The sequence below is a fragment of the Lentimicrobium saccharophilum genome (genome assembly GCF_001192835.1).
Taxonomy (GTDB): Bacteria; Bacteroidota; Bacteroidia; order Bacteroidales; family Lentimicrobiaceae; genus Lentimicrobium; species Lentimicrobium saccharophilum.
In genome coordinates, this window is sequence record NZ_DF968182.1 from 925,190 (window position 1) to 939,397 (window position 14,208).

The 14,208-nt window shown below is 47.2% G+C and carries 13 protein-coding genes; 10 read left to right on the forward strand and 3 right to left on the reverse strand.

Features of this window, described 5'->3' with window-relative positions:
- Positions 1 to 44: 44 nt before the first annotated feature.
- Positions 45 to 860, reverse strand: a complete 816-nt coding sequence (locus tag TBC1_RS03355; RefSeq protein ID WP_062042716.1) for a 2,3,4,5-tetrahydropyridine-2,6-dicarboxylate N-succinyltransferase — start codon at positions 858 to 860, stop codon at positions 45 to 47.
- 105 nt (positions 861 to 965) lie between these two features.
- Between TBC1_RS03355 and ruvX the strand changes: the two genes are divergently transcribed.
- The 3 genes from ruvX to TBC1_RS03370 all read left to right on the forward strand — a co-directional run bounded on the left by ruvX (position 966) and on the right by TBC1_RS03370 (position 2,712).
- Positions 966 to 1,409 (forward strand): Holliday junction resolvase RuvX, encoded by a 444-nt coding sequence (gene ruvX, locus TBC1_RS03360; RefSeq protein ID WP_062038512.1) that lies wholly within the window; start codon positions 966 to 968, stop codon positions 1,407 to 1,409.
- Between the two features lie 31 nt (positions 1,410 to 1,440).
- The gene (def, locus tag TBC1_RS03365; protein WP_062038515.1) at positions 1,441 to 2,007 is read left to right on the forward strand and encodes a peptide deformylase; all 567 of its coding nucleotides are present in this window, start codon (positions 1,441 to 1,443) and stop codon (positions 2,005 to 2,007) included.
- Between the two features lie 174 nt (positions 2,008 to 2,181).
- Positions 2,182 to 2,712 (forward strand): outer membrane protein assembly factor BamD, encoded by a 531-nt coding sequence (locus tag TBC1_RS03370; RefSeq protein ID WP_137305405.1) that lies wholly within the window; start codon positions 2,182 to 2,184, stop codon positions 2,710 to 2,712.
- 35 nt (positions 2,713 to 2,747) lie between these two features.
- Here the strand turns inward: TBC1_RS03370 and cdaA are convergent, their stop codons facing one another.
- Complete coding sequence (gene cdaA, locus TBC1_RS03375) at positions 2,748 to 3,563, reverse strand: diadenylate cyclase CdaA (protein ID WP_062038521.1); 816 nt, start codon at positions 3,561 to 3,563, stop codon at positions 2,748 to 2,750.
- 27 nt (positions 3,564 to 3,590) lie between these two features.
- Complete coding sequence (gene folP / locus TBC1_RS03380; protein WP_236695664.1) at positions 3,591 to 4,376, reverse strand: dihydropteroate synthase; 786 nt, start codon at positions 4,374 to 4,376, stop codon at positions 3,591 to 3,593.
- Between the two features lie 141 nt (positions 4,377 to 4,517).
- Between folP and TBC1_RS03385 the strand changes: the two genes are divergently transcribed.
- Genes TBC1_RS03385 through plsY form a run of 7 tightly spaced genes read left to right on the forward strand, consistent with a single transcriptional unit; the run spans position 4,518 to position 14,164 of the window.
- The gene (locus TBC1_RS03385; RefSeq protein ID WP_062038524.1) at positions 4,518 to 5,075 is read left to right on the forward strand and encodes a DUF1599 domain-containing protein; all 558 of its coding nucleotides are present in this window, start codon (positions 4,518 to 4,520) and stop codon (positions 5,073 to 5,075) included.
- Between the two features lie 43 nt (positions 5,076 to 5,118).
- Positions 5,119 to 6,240 (forward strand): BT_3928 family protein, encoded by a 1,122-nt coding sequence (locus TBC1_RS03390; RefSeq protein WP_062038527.1) that lies wholly within the window; start codon positions 5,119 to 5,121, stop codon positions 6,238 to 6,240.
- 6 nt (positions 6,241 to 6,246) lie between these two features.
- Positions 6,247 to 7,326, forward strand: a complete 1,080-nt coding sequence (locus tag TBC1_RS03395) for an ABC transporter permease (protein ID WP_062038530.1) — start codon at positions 6,247 to 6,249, stop codon at positions 7,324 to 7,326.
- A gap of 27 nt (positions 7,327 to 7,353) precedes the next feature.
- Positions 7,354 to 8,112, forward strand: a complete 759-nt coding sequence (gene tpiA / locus TBC1_RS03400) for a triose-phosphate isomerase (protein WP_062038534.1) — start codon at positions 7,354 to 7,356, stop codon at positions 8,110 to 8,112.
- Positions 8,113 to 8,130: 18 nt separating this feature from the next.
- The gene (gene prmA, locus TBC1_RS03405; RefSeq protein WP_062038537.1) at positions 8,131 to 8,964 is read left to right on the forward strand and encodes a 50S ribosomal protein L11 methyltransferase; all 834 of its coding nucleotides are present in this window, start codon (positions 8,131 to 8,133) and stop codon (positions 8,962 to 8,964) included.
- Between the two features lie 52 nt (positions 8,965 to 9,016).
- Complete coding sequence (locus TBC1_RS03410) at positions 9,017 to 13,501, forward strand: hypothetical protein (RefSeq protein WP_062038539.1); 4,485 nt, start codon at positions 9,017 to 9,019, stop codon at positions 13,499 to 13,501.
- A 12-nt stretch (positions 13,502 to 13,513) separates the two neighbouring features.
- The gene (gene plsY, locus TBC1_RS03415) at positions 13,514 to 14,164 is read left to right on the forward strand and encodes a glycerol-3-phosphate 1-O-acyltransferase PlsY (protein WP_062038542.1); all 651 of its coding nucleotides are present in this window, start codon (positions 13,514 to 13,516) and stop codon (positions 14,162 to 14,164) included.
- The last annotated feature ends 44 nt before the right edge of the window (positions 14,165 to 14,208 follow it).

Here is a 14,208-nt window from a genome sequence, read left to right on the forward strand (position 1 = left end):
GGTTTTCGGGCAGATCTGCTCAATTAAACGATCATGGTTAATTTTCACGCCTGTATTCCATAGTCCCGCAAGGCGTCGTTCAGCGAGGTTTTCAGGTCTGTAGATGCTTTGCGCTGCCCGATGATCAGGGCGCAGGAAACCTGGAACTCTCCTGCAGGAAATTGTTTGGGATAAGATCCGGGGATTACCACCGAACGGGGCGGGACAAAACCCTTGTATTCAACAGGTACGTTGCCTGAAACATCGATGATGCGGGTGCTCCGGGTGATAACCACATTGGCGCCCAGCACAGCTTCCCGGCCGATTCTGACCCCTTCCACAACGATGCTGCGTGACCCGATAAAACAATCATCTTCAACAATCACCGGAGAGGCCTGGACCGGCTCCAGCACACCTCCGATGCCGACGCCTCCCGATAAATGAACATTTTTACCTATCTGGGCGCAGGAACCAACGGTTGCCCAGGTATCGACCATGGTATTGCTGTCGACAAAAGCGCCGATGTTCACATAGGACGGCATCATGATTACTCCGGGAGCCAGGTAGGAACCATAACGGGCAACGGCATGCGGAACCACCCTTACCCCCAGTTCTGCATAATTGTGCTTCAGGGGGATTTTATCATGAAACTCCAGCGGGCCGGCTTCCATAACTTCCATCCGGCGCAGGGGAAAATACAAAATTACAGCCTTCTTAATCCATTCGTTCACAACCCAGCCGTCATCGCCAGGGGTGGCAACCCTCAGGCTTCCCTCGTCAAGCCGGGCAATCACCTCGTTCACAGCATCCATTACCGGGCTGTGCTCAAGCAATCTCCTGTCATTCCAGGCATTTTCAATTGTTTGTTGAAGCAGTAGCATTTTCAGCGAATTATGGGTCAAATTTAGCTATTTTTTATTCCTTATTGGCTTTATTGCTAATTTTGCAGAACCAAATGACAGCGATTTACATTTAATAACAAGACTTTGGGAAGAATACTGGCGATCGATTACGGACAAAAAAGGGTAGGGCTTGCAGTTACCGATGAAAACCGGATCATTGCCTCTCCGCTCACCACTGTTCATTCAAAGGACATCATCGTTTTCCTGAAGGAATATACGAAACGTGAGCGGGTTGACTTGTTCGTAGTGGGTGAGCCCCGGCAGATGAACAATCAGGTGTCGGAGTCGGTTAAATTCATCGATCCGTTTGTCAGGCTGCTTGCCCGTGAGTTCCCTGAAATTCCAGTGGAACGTGTTGATGAGCGGTTCACCTCAAAAATGGCTCAGCGCAGTATGCTTGAGTCCGGTTTAAAGAAAAAGGACAGGAGGGATAAAAGCATTGTGGACATGGTTAGTGCCGCAATTATACTTCAGTCCTTTCTCGAAATGCAGTCATTCAAACTTGACCGTAAAGGAATTGCTGAATGACAGTTTATTGCAATTTTAAGACAGTTGAAAAATGATTATGCCTATTGTAGCCTACGGGCATCCGACCCTGCGTAAGAAAGCAGTCGACATTGATAAGGATTATCCCGGTCTTCAGCAATTTATTGCGGATATGTTTGAAACCATGTACGCCTCCAACGGAGTGGGTTTGGCTGCCCCGCAGGTTAACAGGAGTATACGGTTGTTTGTCATAGATGCAACCCCTTATGCCGAAGACTTCCCCGGAGAAACCAACCTGAAAAGGGTTTTTATCAATCCCCGCATCATTGAGGAAAAAGGGGAAGAATGGTCATTTAATGAGGGTTGCCTGAGTATTCCCGAAATCAGGGAGGATGTGCTCAGGAAGACAGAACTTCATATGCAGTATTATGACGAGCACTTTAATTACCATGATGAAGTCATAAGCGGAGTGCTGGCGAGGGTGATGCAACATGAATATGATCACCTCGAGGGGATATTGTTTGTTGACAGAATCAATCCATTGCGCAGAATTATGCTTAAGCGGAAACTGACTGACATCACCAAAGGCCTGGTAAAAACCGATTACAGAATGATTTTTCCCCTGGCAAAGAAAAAATAACTACAGATCCTGAATCCCTTTCTTAATCTGAAATTCCCTTGCAGACTGTTGACAATTAATGTATGGTCATAATTAGCGGATTTGCAGGGTCTGCCGTATCTTTGCCCGGGAGGGGACTTTTTTCCGGTTCAATCATGATTGGTAGTAAGTTTGTCTAACCTAATTATATAAAGGATGAAAAGTACACTTTTTCCGTTGGTTGCTTTTTCGATCATGGTCTTTGCATTTGCATGCACTTCGGGTATAAAGAAGGAAATGACTGCCATTGAAACTCTTGAAAAAGAGCTGACCGACCAGGCTGCACGGCCTGATCCCGATAAACTGGCAAGCCTGCTGGATGCATATACGGCTTTTGTGGATAATCATCCTGCTGATTCCATGGCGCCGCAATATCTCTATAAAGCGATAAATCTGAGTATGGGGGTGAACAATGGCGTAAAGGCGATGCAGTTGACCGACCGAATGCTGAATGAATACCCGAAAGACTCCCGGATGCCTGAAGTAATATTTCTGAAAGCGTACATTTATGAGAATCAGCTGAGTAATCTTGGGTTGGCACTCAAAACCTACCAGGATTTTCTTTCACGTTTTCCGGAACATGAATTGGCTGATGATGCACAAGCTGCTATTGACAATCTGGGCAAGTCACCCGAAGAACTGATCAGGGAATTTGAGGCGCGCGCAGCAAAGCAGGCCGGAAACTGATCCGGTCTTTTAGTCCTTCCGGTGAACGTTTGAGTTTATTGCCGGTTACTCCCCGCTTCGGGATTAAATTCTTCTTCGAGCAGCGTCTTTAGTTTCGAAGGCTGTATCCCCGGGCTCATCTTACCTTCCTTTACCCAGGAAATTTTCCCCGTCTGTTCGGATACCACAATGGCAATGGCATCGGACTTTTCAGTAATACCAACTGCAGACCTGTGCCTCAGCCCGACATGCACCGGCAGTTCCTCACTTTTTGAAACAGGAAGAATACAACTGGCTGCTTTGATCTTGTTGTTGATGATGATCATAGCCCCGTCATGTAAAGGCGAGTTTTTAAAAAAGATATTTTCGATGAGTTGTTCCGAAATTTTGGCATCCAGAATTTCGCCTGTATTGATGTATTCTTCAAGTTCATGAATTTTTCCGATCACAATCAGTGCGCCTGTTTTTGAATTGGCCATTTTGTGGCACGCCTGTACGATGGGGTCAATGCTCAGGTTTTCATCGTTTGCATACCGGATCTTCCAGAACAGGAAACGGCGGTGGTTTTTTCTGATGAAGGCCGGTGTGCCCAGAAGCAACAGGAATTTTCTGATTTCGGGCTGAAATACCACAATCAAGGCGATAAATCCGACGCTGATGAATGCCCCCAGAATTTCCGTCAACAGTTCCATTTCAAGGATTCTCACCAGTCGCCATGCCAGGAAAATGGCCACGATGCCAAGCAGGATATTGATGGCTGCTGTGCCTTTTACCAGGTTGTATAACTCGTAAAGCATAAATGCGACCAGAATGATATCAATGATATCGAGCAGCCGCAGGTTAATAAAGAAAGGAATCAGCAGTTCGGGCATTACAGCGTTACTTTTTTGCAAACTTAGTTATTTTCGGCCGGATTGTTTCATGGCGGCTACCAATTTAATGGCTTCCGCTGCCGGTTTAACATCGTGAACCCTGAGGATAAGGGCGCCCTTGAGCAGGGCAATGGTGTTCAGCACGGTGGTCCCGTTCAGCGCTCCGGCGGGAGAGGTGTTTAAAACCCGGTTAATCATCGATTTCCTGGAAACCCCTGCCATCAATGGATAGGGATAATCGCAAAAGCTTTCAAGATTATTCAGCAGTTCATAATTATGGGCAACCGACTTCCCGAAACCGAATCCCGGATCAAGAATGATATTTGACTTGCCCAGAGATGTGAGGCTTTCCAGCTGCCGGTCGAAAAACCGGGCAACCTCTCTGCTGACATCCTCATATTCCGGATTGTCCTGCATATTTTCCGGGGTTCCCTGAATGTGCATTAACACGTAAGCAGCATCCAGTCCGGCAAGGGTTTCGTGCATCAGCGGATCCATGGTTCCTCCGGAAATGTCGTTGATGATATGGGCGCCCTGCGCTGCGGCCATCCGTGCCACCTGCGAACGGTAAGTGTCAACCGAAATGATGGCTTCAGGAAACTGAACAGCAATGGTTTTTACCGACTTAACAATCAGGGATAATTCATCGCCGGCTGAAACGGCCTTTGATCCGGGTCTTGTGGAAACGGCCCCGATATCTATGATCGAAGCCCCTTCGTCAAGCATAGTTTCAACCCGGCTGAGCATGGCCTTTTCTGTGAGGTATTTGCCACCATCGAAAAATGAATCAGCAGTGATGTTCAGAATCCCCATCACCACCGGCTCAGAGAGGTCCAGTTGCAACCTGCCACATCTGATTGATCGCTTTTGCGAAAATTCTGTACCTTTATCGGGCGAATTGGTTGAAGAAACCGGCATTACAAAAAGGATTAATTATATAATAATCAAATAAATATGGCTGTTGACACCAACAAACAATACAATACGGCAATACTTGCATGCAAAGATATATTTTTAACCAAGATGAAGGATTACGGGACTGCCTGGAGGGTGCTGAGGCCTGAATCGCTTACCGACCAGATCTACATCAAAGCCAACCGTATCCGGAGTATTCAGGGTAAGGGCACCCATAAAATCGGTGAAGACGAATGGCCGGAGTTTATCGGGATTGTAAACTATGCCGTAATTGCGCTGATTCAACTCGAACTCGGGGATGGCGAGGACCTCGATATGAATCATGGTGAAGTTGAAAAACTGTATGATAAATATGTCAGCCAGGCTAAGTCACTGATGATGGATAAAAACCATGATTACGGCGAAGCCTGGCGAAACATGAGGGTGAGCTCGCTTGCCGATATCATTCTTATGAAACTTTTGAGAGTCAAACAGATAGAGGATAATAAAGGGAAAACCTTTATTTCAGAGGGAGTAGATGCAAACTACTATGATATTATAAATTATGCAGTGTTTGCGTTGATCAAATTAAGTGAAGTGAAACATGAGGATAATTAAATCTTAACTATATTTTGATGTTAATCTACTAAAATTGCTTAAAATGAAGCTGTTGCATTTTATTTCAAGAATCATTGTCGGGTTTGTTTTTATTTTTTCAGGATTTGTAAAAGGAATTGATCCATTGGGAATGGCATACCGGCTTGAAGATTATTTTATCGCCTGGGGTGCCGAATGGATGATGCCAATGGCGCTGGTGCTTTCGATACTGCTCAGCACCATGGAATTCGTGATGGGCGTTGTGGTGCTCTTCAACCTCAAACCCAGGGTAAATGCCTGGTTTCTGATGGGAATAATGACGTTTTTTACCATTCTTACCTTTTTTGATGCTATTTATAATCCGGTGCCCGATTGCGGATGTTTCGGGGATGCCATAACTTTAACAAACTGGCAGACGTTTTATAAAAACCTGATCTTGTTGGGCTTTTCAATCCTGCTTTTTTTCTGGCGGAAGAAAACCAGGGATTTGTACGGCAATTTATCCTCCTACGGAACAGCGCTGGTTTCAGCCATCCTGTTTGCAGGATTATGCATCTATTGCTACAGGCATCTTCCGTTGATAGATTTTATGGAATGGAAGGCCGGCAACAAAATGTATGTTGAGAATCCGGAGCCTGTGAGGTATTATCTGACCTACAGAAATAAAATCACCGGTGAAACAAAGGAATATTTGTCGCCTGATTACCCTTATAATGATTCAGTATGGATGTCGCAGTGGGAGTTTGTTGACCAGCGTGTTGAAGATCCGAACACCTTCCTGGGGCACGATCTGCAGATTCTGGATGCTGAAGGCAACGATTATACGGAAACTTTTATCAGAAACCCTGATTTTCAGTTCCTGCTGGTTGCCTGGGATATTGAAAAGGCGAGCAGTAAGGGCCTGAAAGAAATGGTCTCATTTGCCGCCCTTGCTGAGTCGGAAGGTTATGGTTTTATTGCACTCACCAGCTCGCTGCAGCCGGAGATAGATTCAGTGAAAGCGGCGCTGGGACTGAATTATGATTTCTTTCTTGCCGACGATATCGCGCTTAAAACAATGGTCAGGGCAAATCCCGGACTCCTGGTGCTTAAGGACGGGATTGTTATCGATAAATGGCATTATAACGATTTTCCCGAATATCCGGAATTTAAGCAGGATCATTCAAGCCTGATAAACACCCAGTAAGCTGAAATGCACAGATTTATTCTGAAAAGATTGTATTACGGATTATTTGTGCTTTTTGGGGTAATTACCCTGGTTTTTCTGCTTTTTAATGTACTTCCGGGTGATCCGGCAAGGATGATGCTGGGGCAGCGGGCCGATATGGCTTCGGTGGAAGCCATCAACAGGGAACTGGGGCTTGACCGGCCGCTTATGGTTCAGTATCTCGGGTTTCTGAATGATCTTTCTCCGGTTTCATTACATAGTGTTGCGGATCATTCGTCGATGTGGTTTCCCGACAGTGCTCGTTATGCGCCGTTTATCACATTGGTTTCTGCCGGTGATGCCAGGGTACTGCTCAAAAAGCCCTACCTGAGGCGTTCCTATCAGAGTAAGCGTAAGGTTTCGGAGATCATTTCGCAGGCATTTCCGAATACCATGCTGCTGGCCTTGGTGGCCATGGGCTTTGCTGCCATTGCGGGAATATTTACCGGAATTGTTTCAGCCGTCCGCAAAGGTTCCTGGATCGACCGTGTTTCGCTGATTGTTTCCGTTTTCGGGATGTCATTGCCTTCCTTTTTTGCTGCAATCCTGATGGCGTGGATATTTGCCTTTGTGCTGGCTGATTTCACCGGTCTGAATATGTTCGGTTCTCTTTTTACGGTGGATGATTTCGGGCGGGGTGAATACCTGGACCTGAAGAACCTGATCCTGCCGGCCCTGACCCTCGGCATCAGACCACTTGCCGTGATTTCCGGGCTTACGCGAAATTCGATGCTTGAAGTGCTTTCGCAGGATTATATCCGGACTGCCAGGGCAAAAGGGCTGAGCTATTACAGGGTGATTACCCGCCATGCCCTCCGCAATGCATTGAATCCCGTGGTTACTGCTGTCTCGGGATGGTTTGCCTCGTTGATGGCCGGGGCTGTCTTTGTGGAATACGTGTTTGACTGGAAAGGGATAGGGGTTGTTATCGTGAACGGTCTTGAGAAGTATGATTTCCCCGTGGTAATGGGTGCCGTACTTTTCATTGCAGTGATGTTGGTGATTATTAATATTTTTGTGGATATTATTTACGGTCTGCTTGATCCGCGCGTGAGGCTGGCCTGAATTCTTAAACTGTTTAAAATCTGAATTATGAAAAAGAAAATTGTTGCCGGCAACTGGAAAATGAATAAAACTTTTAAGGAGGCAGAGGACCTGCTTTTTGGTATTGCGGATGCATTGATCAGCGGACGCCCTGACGATGTTGAAGTGGTTGTTTGTCCGCCGGCCCTTTACCTTGAACTGGCCACTGATGTTGCCACTGAACATGATTTCAGCTGTGGTGCACAGAACCTGAGCGAACATGAGGCAGGCGCTTATACCGGAGAAATTTCAGCAGCCATGATCCGTTCCACCGGAGCAGCGTATGTAATTCTGGGACATTCCGAACGCCGCACCTATTATGGTGAGCATGACCAGCTGATCGGTAAAAAGATACTGCAGGCGCTCAGGCATGAACTTATCCCCATTTACTGCTGTGGCGAAGTGCTTGAAGAGCGTGAAGCCGGCAGGCATTTCCAGGTTGTTGAAAAACAAATTTCCGATGCTTTGTCAGGACTTGATGCTGATGCATTTTCGAAAGTTGTGATCGCTTATGAACCGGTATGGGCCATCGGAACAGGCCGCACTGCAAGTCCTGAGCAGGCGCAGGAGATGCATGCCTTTATCCGGAAGGTGCTTGCTTCGCATTTTGGTGAACATGCCGCAAACGATACAACCATCTTATATGGCGGTAGCTGTAATGCTGCAAATGCCCGTGAACTCTTTGCCAATCCCGATGTCGATGGCGGCCTGATCGGCGGTGCATCGCTCAAAGCGGAAGACTTTGTTAAGATTGTGAACAGCTTCTGATTTTTAAACCTTCCGGTTATGGAATATATTGAACTGAACTGCAGCCTTCCGGCAGGGGAGACTGCTTTTGCTGAAATCCTGATGGCCCGGTTGGGTGAGCTCGGCTTCGAGAGCTTCGAAGAAACCAAGGAAGGCCTCCTGGCTTACATTCCCGCACATGACTTCGATCCGTCAATACTTAATACAGAGGAGTTGTGGCCTGCAGATATAGAGGTAAACTATACCTGGCGGCTGGTGCCTGATGAGAACTGGAATGCCATTTGGGAATCGAATTTCGAGCCGGTGACCATCGCCGGGCGTTGCCATATCAGGGCGCCGTTCCATCCGGTAAAAAGCGATGTGGAATTCGAGATTGTGATTGAACCGAAAATGTCGTTCGGTACGGCACACCATGAAACCACTTCACTGATGATTGAGGTGATGCTTGAGACTGAAATGGCCGGCAGGAGGGTGCTCGATATGGGCTGCGGTACCGGTGTGCTGGCCATCCTTGCCGCAATGCGCCGGGCTGCAGAAGTGACCGCCATCGACAATGATGAATGGGCTTATCAAAACGCCCTTGAAAATGTTCAAAGAAATAAACAGCCCGGGATAAACGTTTATCAGGGTGATGCCGGCATGCTGACAAACCTGAAGTTTGACGTGATCATTGCCAATATCAACCGGAATATCCTGCTCAACGATATGCAGTCATACGTGAACTGCCTTGATAGCGGCGGATTGCTGCTGATGAGCGGATTTTACCAGGAAGATCTTCAACTGATCACCGGAAAGGCTTCAGCATTAAATATGCTATACACAGGTCACAGGGTCAGGAACAACTGGGTTGTTGCCTGTTATACAAAAGCCTGAATTTGCTGATGCCGTTGCGTCAAATGGTTATTAATCACTGAACTTGATTGGGATGGCTTATCGGAAGTTTTTGTTTTTTCTTACAGGAATAACCCTGGTTTTTGTTTCCGTGATTTACGCACAGGATCTGAAGAACTTTTCAGATGATCCCGCTGTCTTTGTTGTTGAAATGACAACTTTTATGAAGCCAGCTTCGGATCGTGAGACGAAAGAAGCCGTGCAGCAGTTTACAGCCTCATGGAGCAGCGGTACGTATTCTGTAAAACTTCAACAGGAAGTGATCGCTGTTTTCAACCGCATGCTTGGCCAGCGGATGAGGCCAACCCCGGGGTTCAGGGATTATCTGCAGGCGTTGAATTCGTTCCCCGCCGGCGCTCAGGAATCCTCCATACTGGCCTGGCATAAAGGACTTGAGCCTTTTGTGGATTCAAAGGGTTTGCGTCAGTTATCGGGCTTTCTGGGCAATACGGTAGAACTGAACCGGCGAAAAATACTTTTTAAATCGAAGGGTAATTCCTGGCAGTTCCGGAACGGGAGTTATTCGTTTGCTTATGATTCCGTGTTGTCAGTTGTTTTTAAAAATGTCGACCTTGTCTGCATTTCAGGCAGGGATAGCATACGCATACATGAAACCTCCGGTACTCATTTTCCCCTGGCTGACCGGTTTACCGGACTGGGCGGGAAGGTTTACTGGGAAGCATTCGGATTTGACCCTCAAAAGGTTTATGCGCTCATCAACAGGTATGAAATTAACCTGAAGCAAACGGCATGGTCGGCCGATTCTGTCAATTTTTATCATAAGGACTTTTTCAGCTTTCCATTGGCTGGTAAATTTGAAGACAGGGTTTTGGTAGGTGTTTCTGCCGACCGGGCTACTTTTCCCAGATTTGTTTCCTATCAGACAGACATTGAGATCAGAGAAGTTTTCAAAGATATGAACTACCGGGGAGGCTTTACCCTTGAAGGTCCCCGCATCATTGGCTCAGGATACGGCGAGAAGGATGCCACCATCTGGATCAACAGGAAAGGCTCGCCATTTATTAAGCTGACTTCCAGGAGTTTCGTCATCCGTCCCGACAAGATCGCATCCCAACGGGCTGCAGCCACCATTTATCATGAGACTGACTCAATTTTTCATCCCGGCATACAGCTCCGGTATATTGATGAAGATAAGGAAGTGCTGTTGCTGCGGTCAGGCGAGGGGGCTTCTGCAAGTCCGTTTTTCAACTCTTATCACCGGGTCGACATGTATTTTGAAGCGCTCTATTATCCCATGGGCGCCGACAGCATGAACTTCGAGATGCTCAGGGGAGTAAAACAAACCGGGGATGCCGTTTTTGAATCATCCAATTTTTATTCCGAGGCCAGGTACCACCGTTTGCAGGGGATAGATGAACTCAACCCGATCAACGTGGTTTACAATTTTACCGAACGGCGGAAATCCAGATCGTTTTATCTGACGGAACTGACAGAATACATGCAGAAACCCATTGAACAGGTGAAAGTAATGGTCATAAACCTTTCAAATGCCGGTTATATTATCTACAATCTTGATAATGAACGGATAGAGGTAAATGAACGCCTGTTCGACTACCTCAGTGCAAGGAGCAAAAAGAAAGACTACGACGTAATACAGATCAGTTCACAGGTTACCCGTACCAGCAATGCCGTGCTGAATCTCAATACTTTTGACCTTCTCATCAAGGGGGTGTCACAGGTGTCAATCAGCGATTCCCAGGCAGTTTATATTTATCCCCGCGACAAGGAAATCCTATTGCGGAAAAACCGTGATTTTGTATTTACCGGGCTCGTCAGGGCAGGTTATTTTGACTTTTTCGCCAACAAGAGCTCTTTCGAATATGATAAGTTCAAGTTAAGCATGCCTCAGATTGATTCCATTTCATTTAAAGTGGATACGGTTTCAAAAAAAACAAAACGGATCGAACAGGTTGTTGTTAAAAATGTGCTTGCTAACCTAAGCGGGGAACTCCTGATTGATGATCCCCAGAATAAATCCGGTATTACAAAATTTCCTGCTTATCCGGTGTTTATCAGTGAGAATGATGCTTATGTTTACTACGATCAGCGCAGGGTTGAAAAGGGGGTTTACAAAAGGGATAACTTCTACTACACCGTGTATCCGTTTACCCTCGACAGCCTGAACAGCTTTACAACCGAGGGCCTTAAGTTTGAAGGACATCTGTATTCCGGAGGAATTATGCCTGATATCAGGGAGCCCCTGCGGGTGATGAGCGATTTCTCCCTGGGCTTCACGCGCCAGCTTCAGGATGCCGGATTGCCGGTTTATGAGGGGAGGGCAAATTTCTTTCACAGCATAAGATTAAGCAATAATGGACTGGAGGGGAAGGGGATTCTGGACTTTATGACATCCACCTCGGCTTCCGACCGCTTCATGTTCTATCCGGATTCACTGGTTGCTGACCTCAAGAGTTTTATAATAAAGGAGCAATCCGGGCCTCCGGCTTTTCCGGCTGTTACTGCGGAGAAAGTACATCAGTACTGGTTGCCGTATCTTGACGTAATGCGGCTGAATACAATTTCGGATAAAGACTTCTTTACCATGTACAATGAAAAATCATTGCACAGCGGTACGCTTTCACTCACCTCGGCCGGTTTGCTGGGCAGAGGTCAGAGCCGGCTAGATAATGCGGATATCGGATCGGGAACCTTTGTCTTCAGCAACCAATCCTTTACTACTGACACTACAGATTTCAGGCTTTATTACCCCGATCGCCCCAGTCTGTCGCTGATGGCGAAAGTATATCCGGGAAAAGTCGATTTCAGGACCAAGTCTGCCTCTTTTGGCACACAGGGAAAGAGCGTGCGCATCGCGTTGCCGCTGAGCAAGTACATTTGTTACATGGATAAGATTCAATGGCGGATGGATGAGGAGGAGCTTTATCTCACCAATTCCCTGGCCAGCAGGTCGTCACTTGCCGATACGGTTAACCTGAAGCAGCTGGTTGATTTTGATTTTTCCGGTTCGGAGTTTATGTCGACCGATCCCGCCCGCGACTCCCTCCAGTTTTTCGCGATGGAAGCCACTTACCGGATGAAGGAGAATATCATCAATGCCCGGGAGGTCAAGATGATCAGGGTAGCCGATGTTGCGGTTTTCCCCGGTGACGGAAAGGTAACCATCCTTTCTGACGGGGATATGAAGCCGCTCACAGGCGCCACCATCATCGCCAACCGCAAAAACAAATATCACCGGATTTACGACGCATCGGTCAGCCTGAAATCACGCCGCGATTATTTTGCATCGGGATTTTATGATTACACGGATGATGCCGGTGGCGTTCAGCCCTTGTATTTCAAGGAGATTTTTGTAGGAGATGACGGTCATTCAAAAGGCAGATCAACGGTGAAGGCGGAAGATGGCTTTACCCTGAGTGCATTCTTTGACTTTATCGGCCAGATTGATTTTAAGGCTCAGGAAGAGTTCCTGACATTCTCGGGCGCTTATCACCTGCGCAATGAATGTCTGGATGATAAGGGCGCGTGGGTAAGTTTCACCGCCCCGGTTGATCCGGCGGAGGTGCGTCTCCCGGTTTCGCCGGTTATGAGGGATACCATTGGTGATCCGGTGTTTGCCGCCATCGTTTATTCCGATTTTTTTGGCAGTGTTTACCCGGCTATGTTCCGCAAACCAAAAGCCTGGGGTGATACCCTGGTAGCTTCGGCCAGCGGATTTATAAAATATGACAGGGCCATGGAAGCCTATCTGATCGGTTCGGTTAACAGGCTCGACAATAAGGGAAAAAATGGAAACCTGCTGAGTCTGGACACCCGTCAATGCATCGTAACCGCCGAAGGTTCCATTGAGCCGGGCGCAGGGTTGGGTCAGGTCAGCATGAAAACATTCGGGAAGGCTGTTCATTATTCCATTGCGGATTCTACGCGTTTTTCCCTGGGCATTGCCCTTGATTTCTTCTTCTCCGATCCGGCTTTGGACAGGCTGAAGGACAATCTGCTGAAAAGTGAGCTGCCTGCCCTGGATGTAAATTCCGGAATATATCAGGAACTGCTCAATGGACTGCTGGGCTCCGGCCAGGCGACCGAGGTAGTGAATGAGCTGAACCTGAGCGGTCAGCTCAGGCGTCCCCCTGCGGATCTGGTTAAAACCCTCCTGCTTGCGGATGTAAATATGGTATGGGACCCGCGTCTCAAATCATACATCAGCGAAGGCTCCATTGGTATCGCAGGAATCCGGCGCGACATGGTCAACCGGAAAGTGAATGGCTACCTCGAGATCGGAAAAAGGCGCACGGGCGATATCCTGAATCTCTATATCGAGATCAGTAATACCGAATGGTATTTCTTTACATACGGAAACGGCATTATGCAGGCCATTTCATCAAACAATGATTTTAACAACATCATCGCGGGGATCAAAGAGGATAAACGTACGTTGAAGGGAAGTCAGGAAGGGGAAGGCTATCAGTTTATTATTTCTACGCCTGACCGCCGGATTGCTTTCCTGCGGAAAATGCAATCGCGCGAAGCCGGGTATTAAAAAACAGTAATAATGATCAATGCTGAAGTTTTAGTTGCTGCACTACTGGCATACCTGCTGGGATCCATCCCGACATCAGTATGGGTTGGGAAGTGGTTCTTTAATCTGGATATCCGCACCCAGGGGAGCGGAAATGCCGGAGCCACCAATACAATCAGGGTATTCGGACTGAAGGCGGGCCTGCCTGTTCTTGTGTTTGATGTGTTTAAAGCCTGGCTGGCCGTAACCTTGTCATATTGGCTCGGGAACGACAGTTTTACCGCCAATCAGGAAGTAATATACAGGATCATACTAGGCGGTCTGGCAGTGATCGGGCATGTTTATCCGGTTTTTGCCGGATTCCGCGGCGGAAAGGGTGTTGCCTCGCTGGTAGGTGTGGTTATTGCATTGTTTCCGGCTGCTTTCCTTGTGATACTGGTCTTTTTTATCCTGGTGTTTCTTGTCACCCGAATCGTTTCAGTTTCCTCGATGAGCAGCGCACTGGTCTTTCCCTTTGTCGTGATCTTTGTTTTTGATGAAAAAAGCCTTCCGCTGATCATACTTGCGGTAGCTGTTGCCCTGTTCGTACCTTATACCCACCGCGAAAATATCAAAAGGCTGATCAACGGAACCGAGAAGAAATTTGACTTCGGCAAAAACCGGATAACAAAAGAAAATGGTTAACAGGGTGTTGATAATTTTATTTTTGCCCGCGTAAGGTTTGTTGG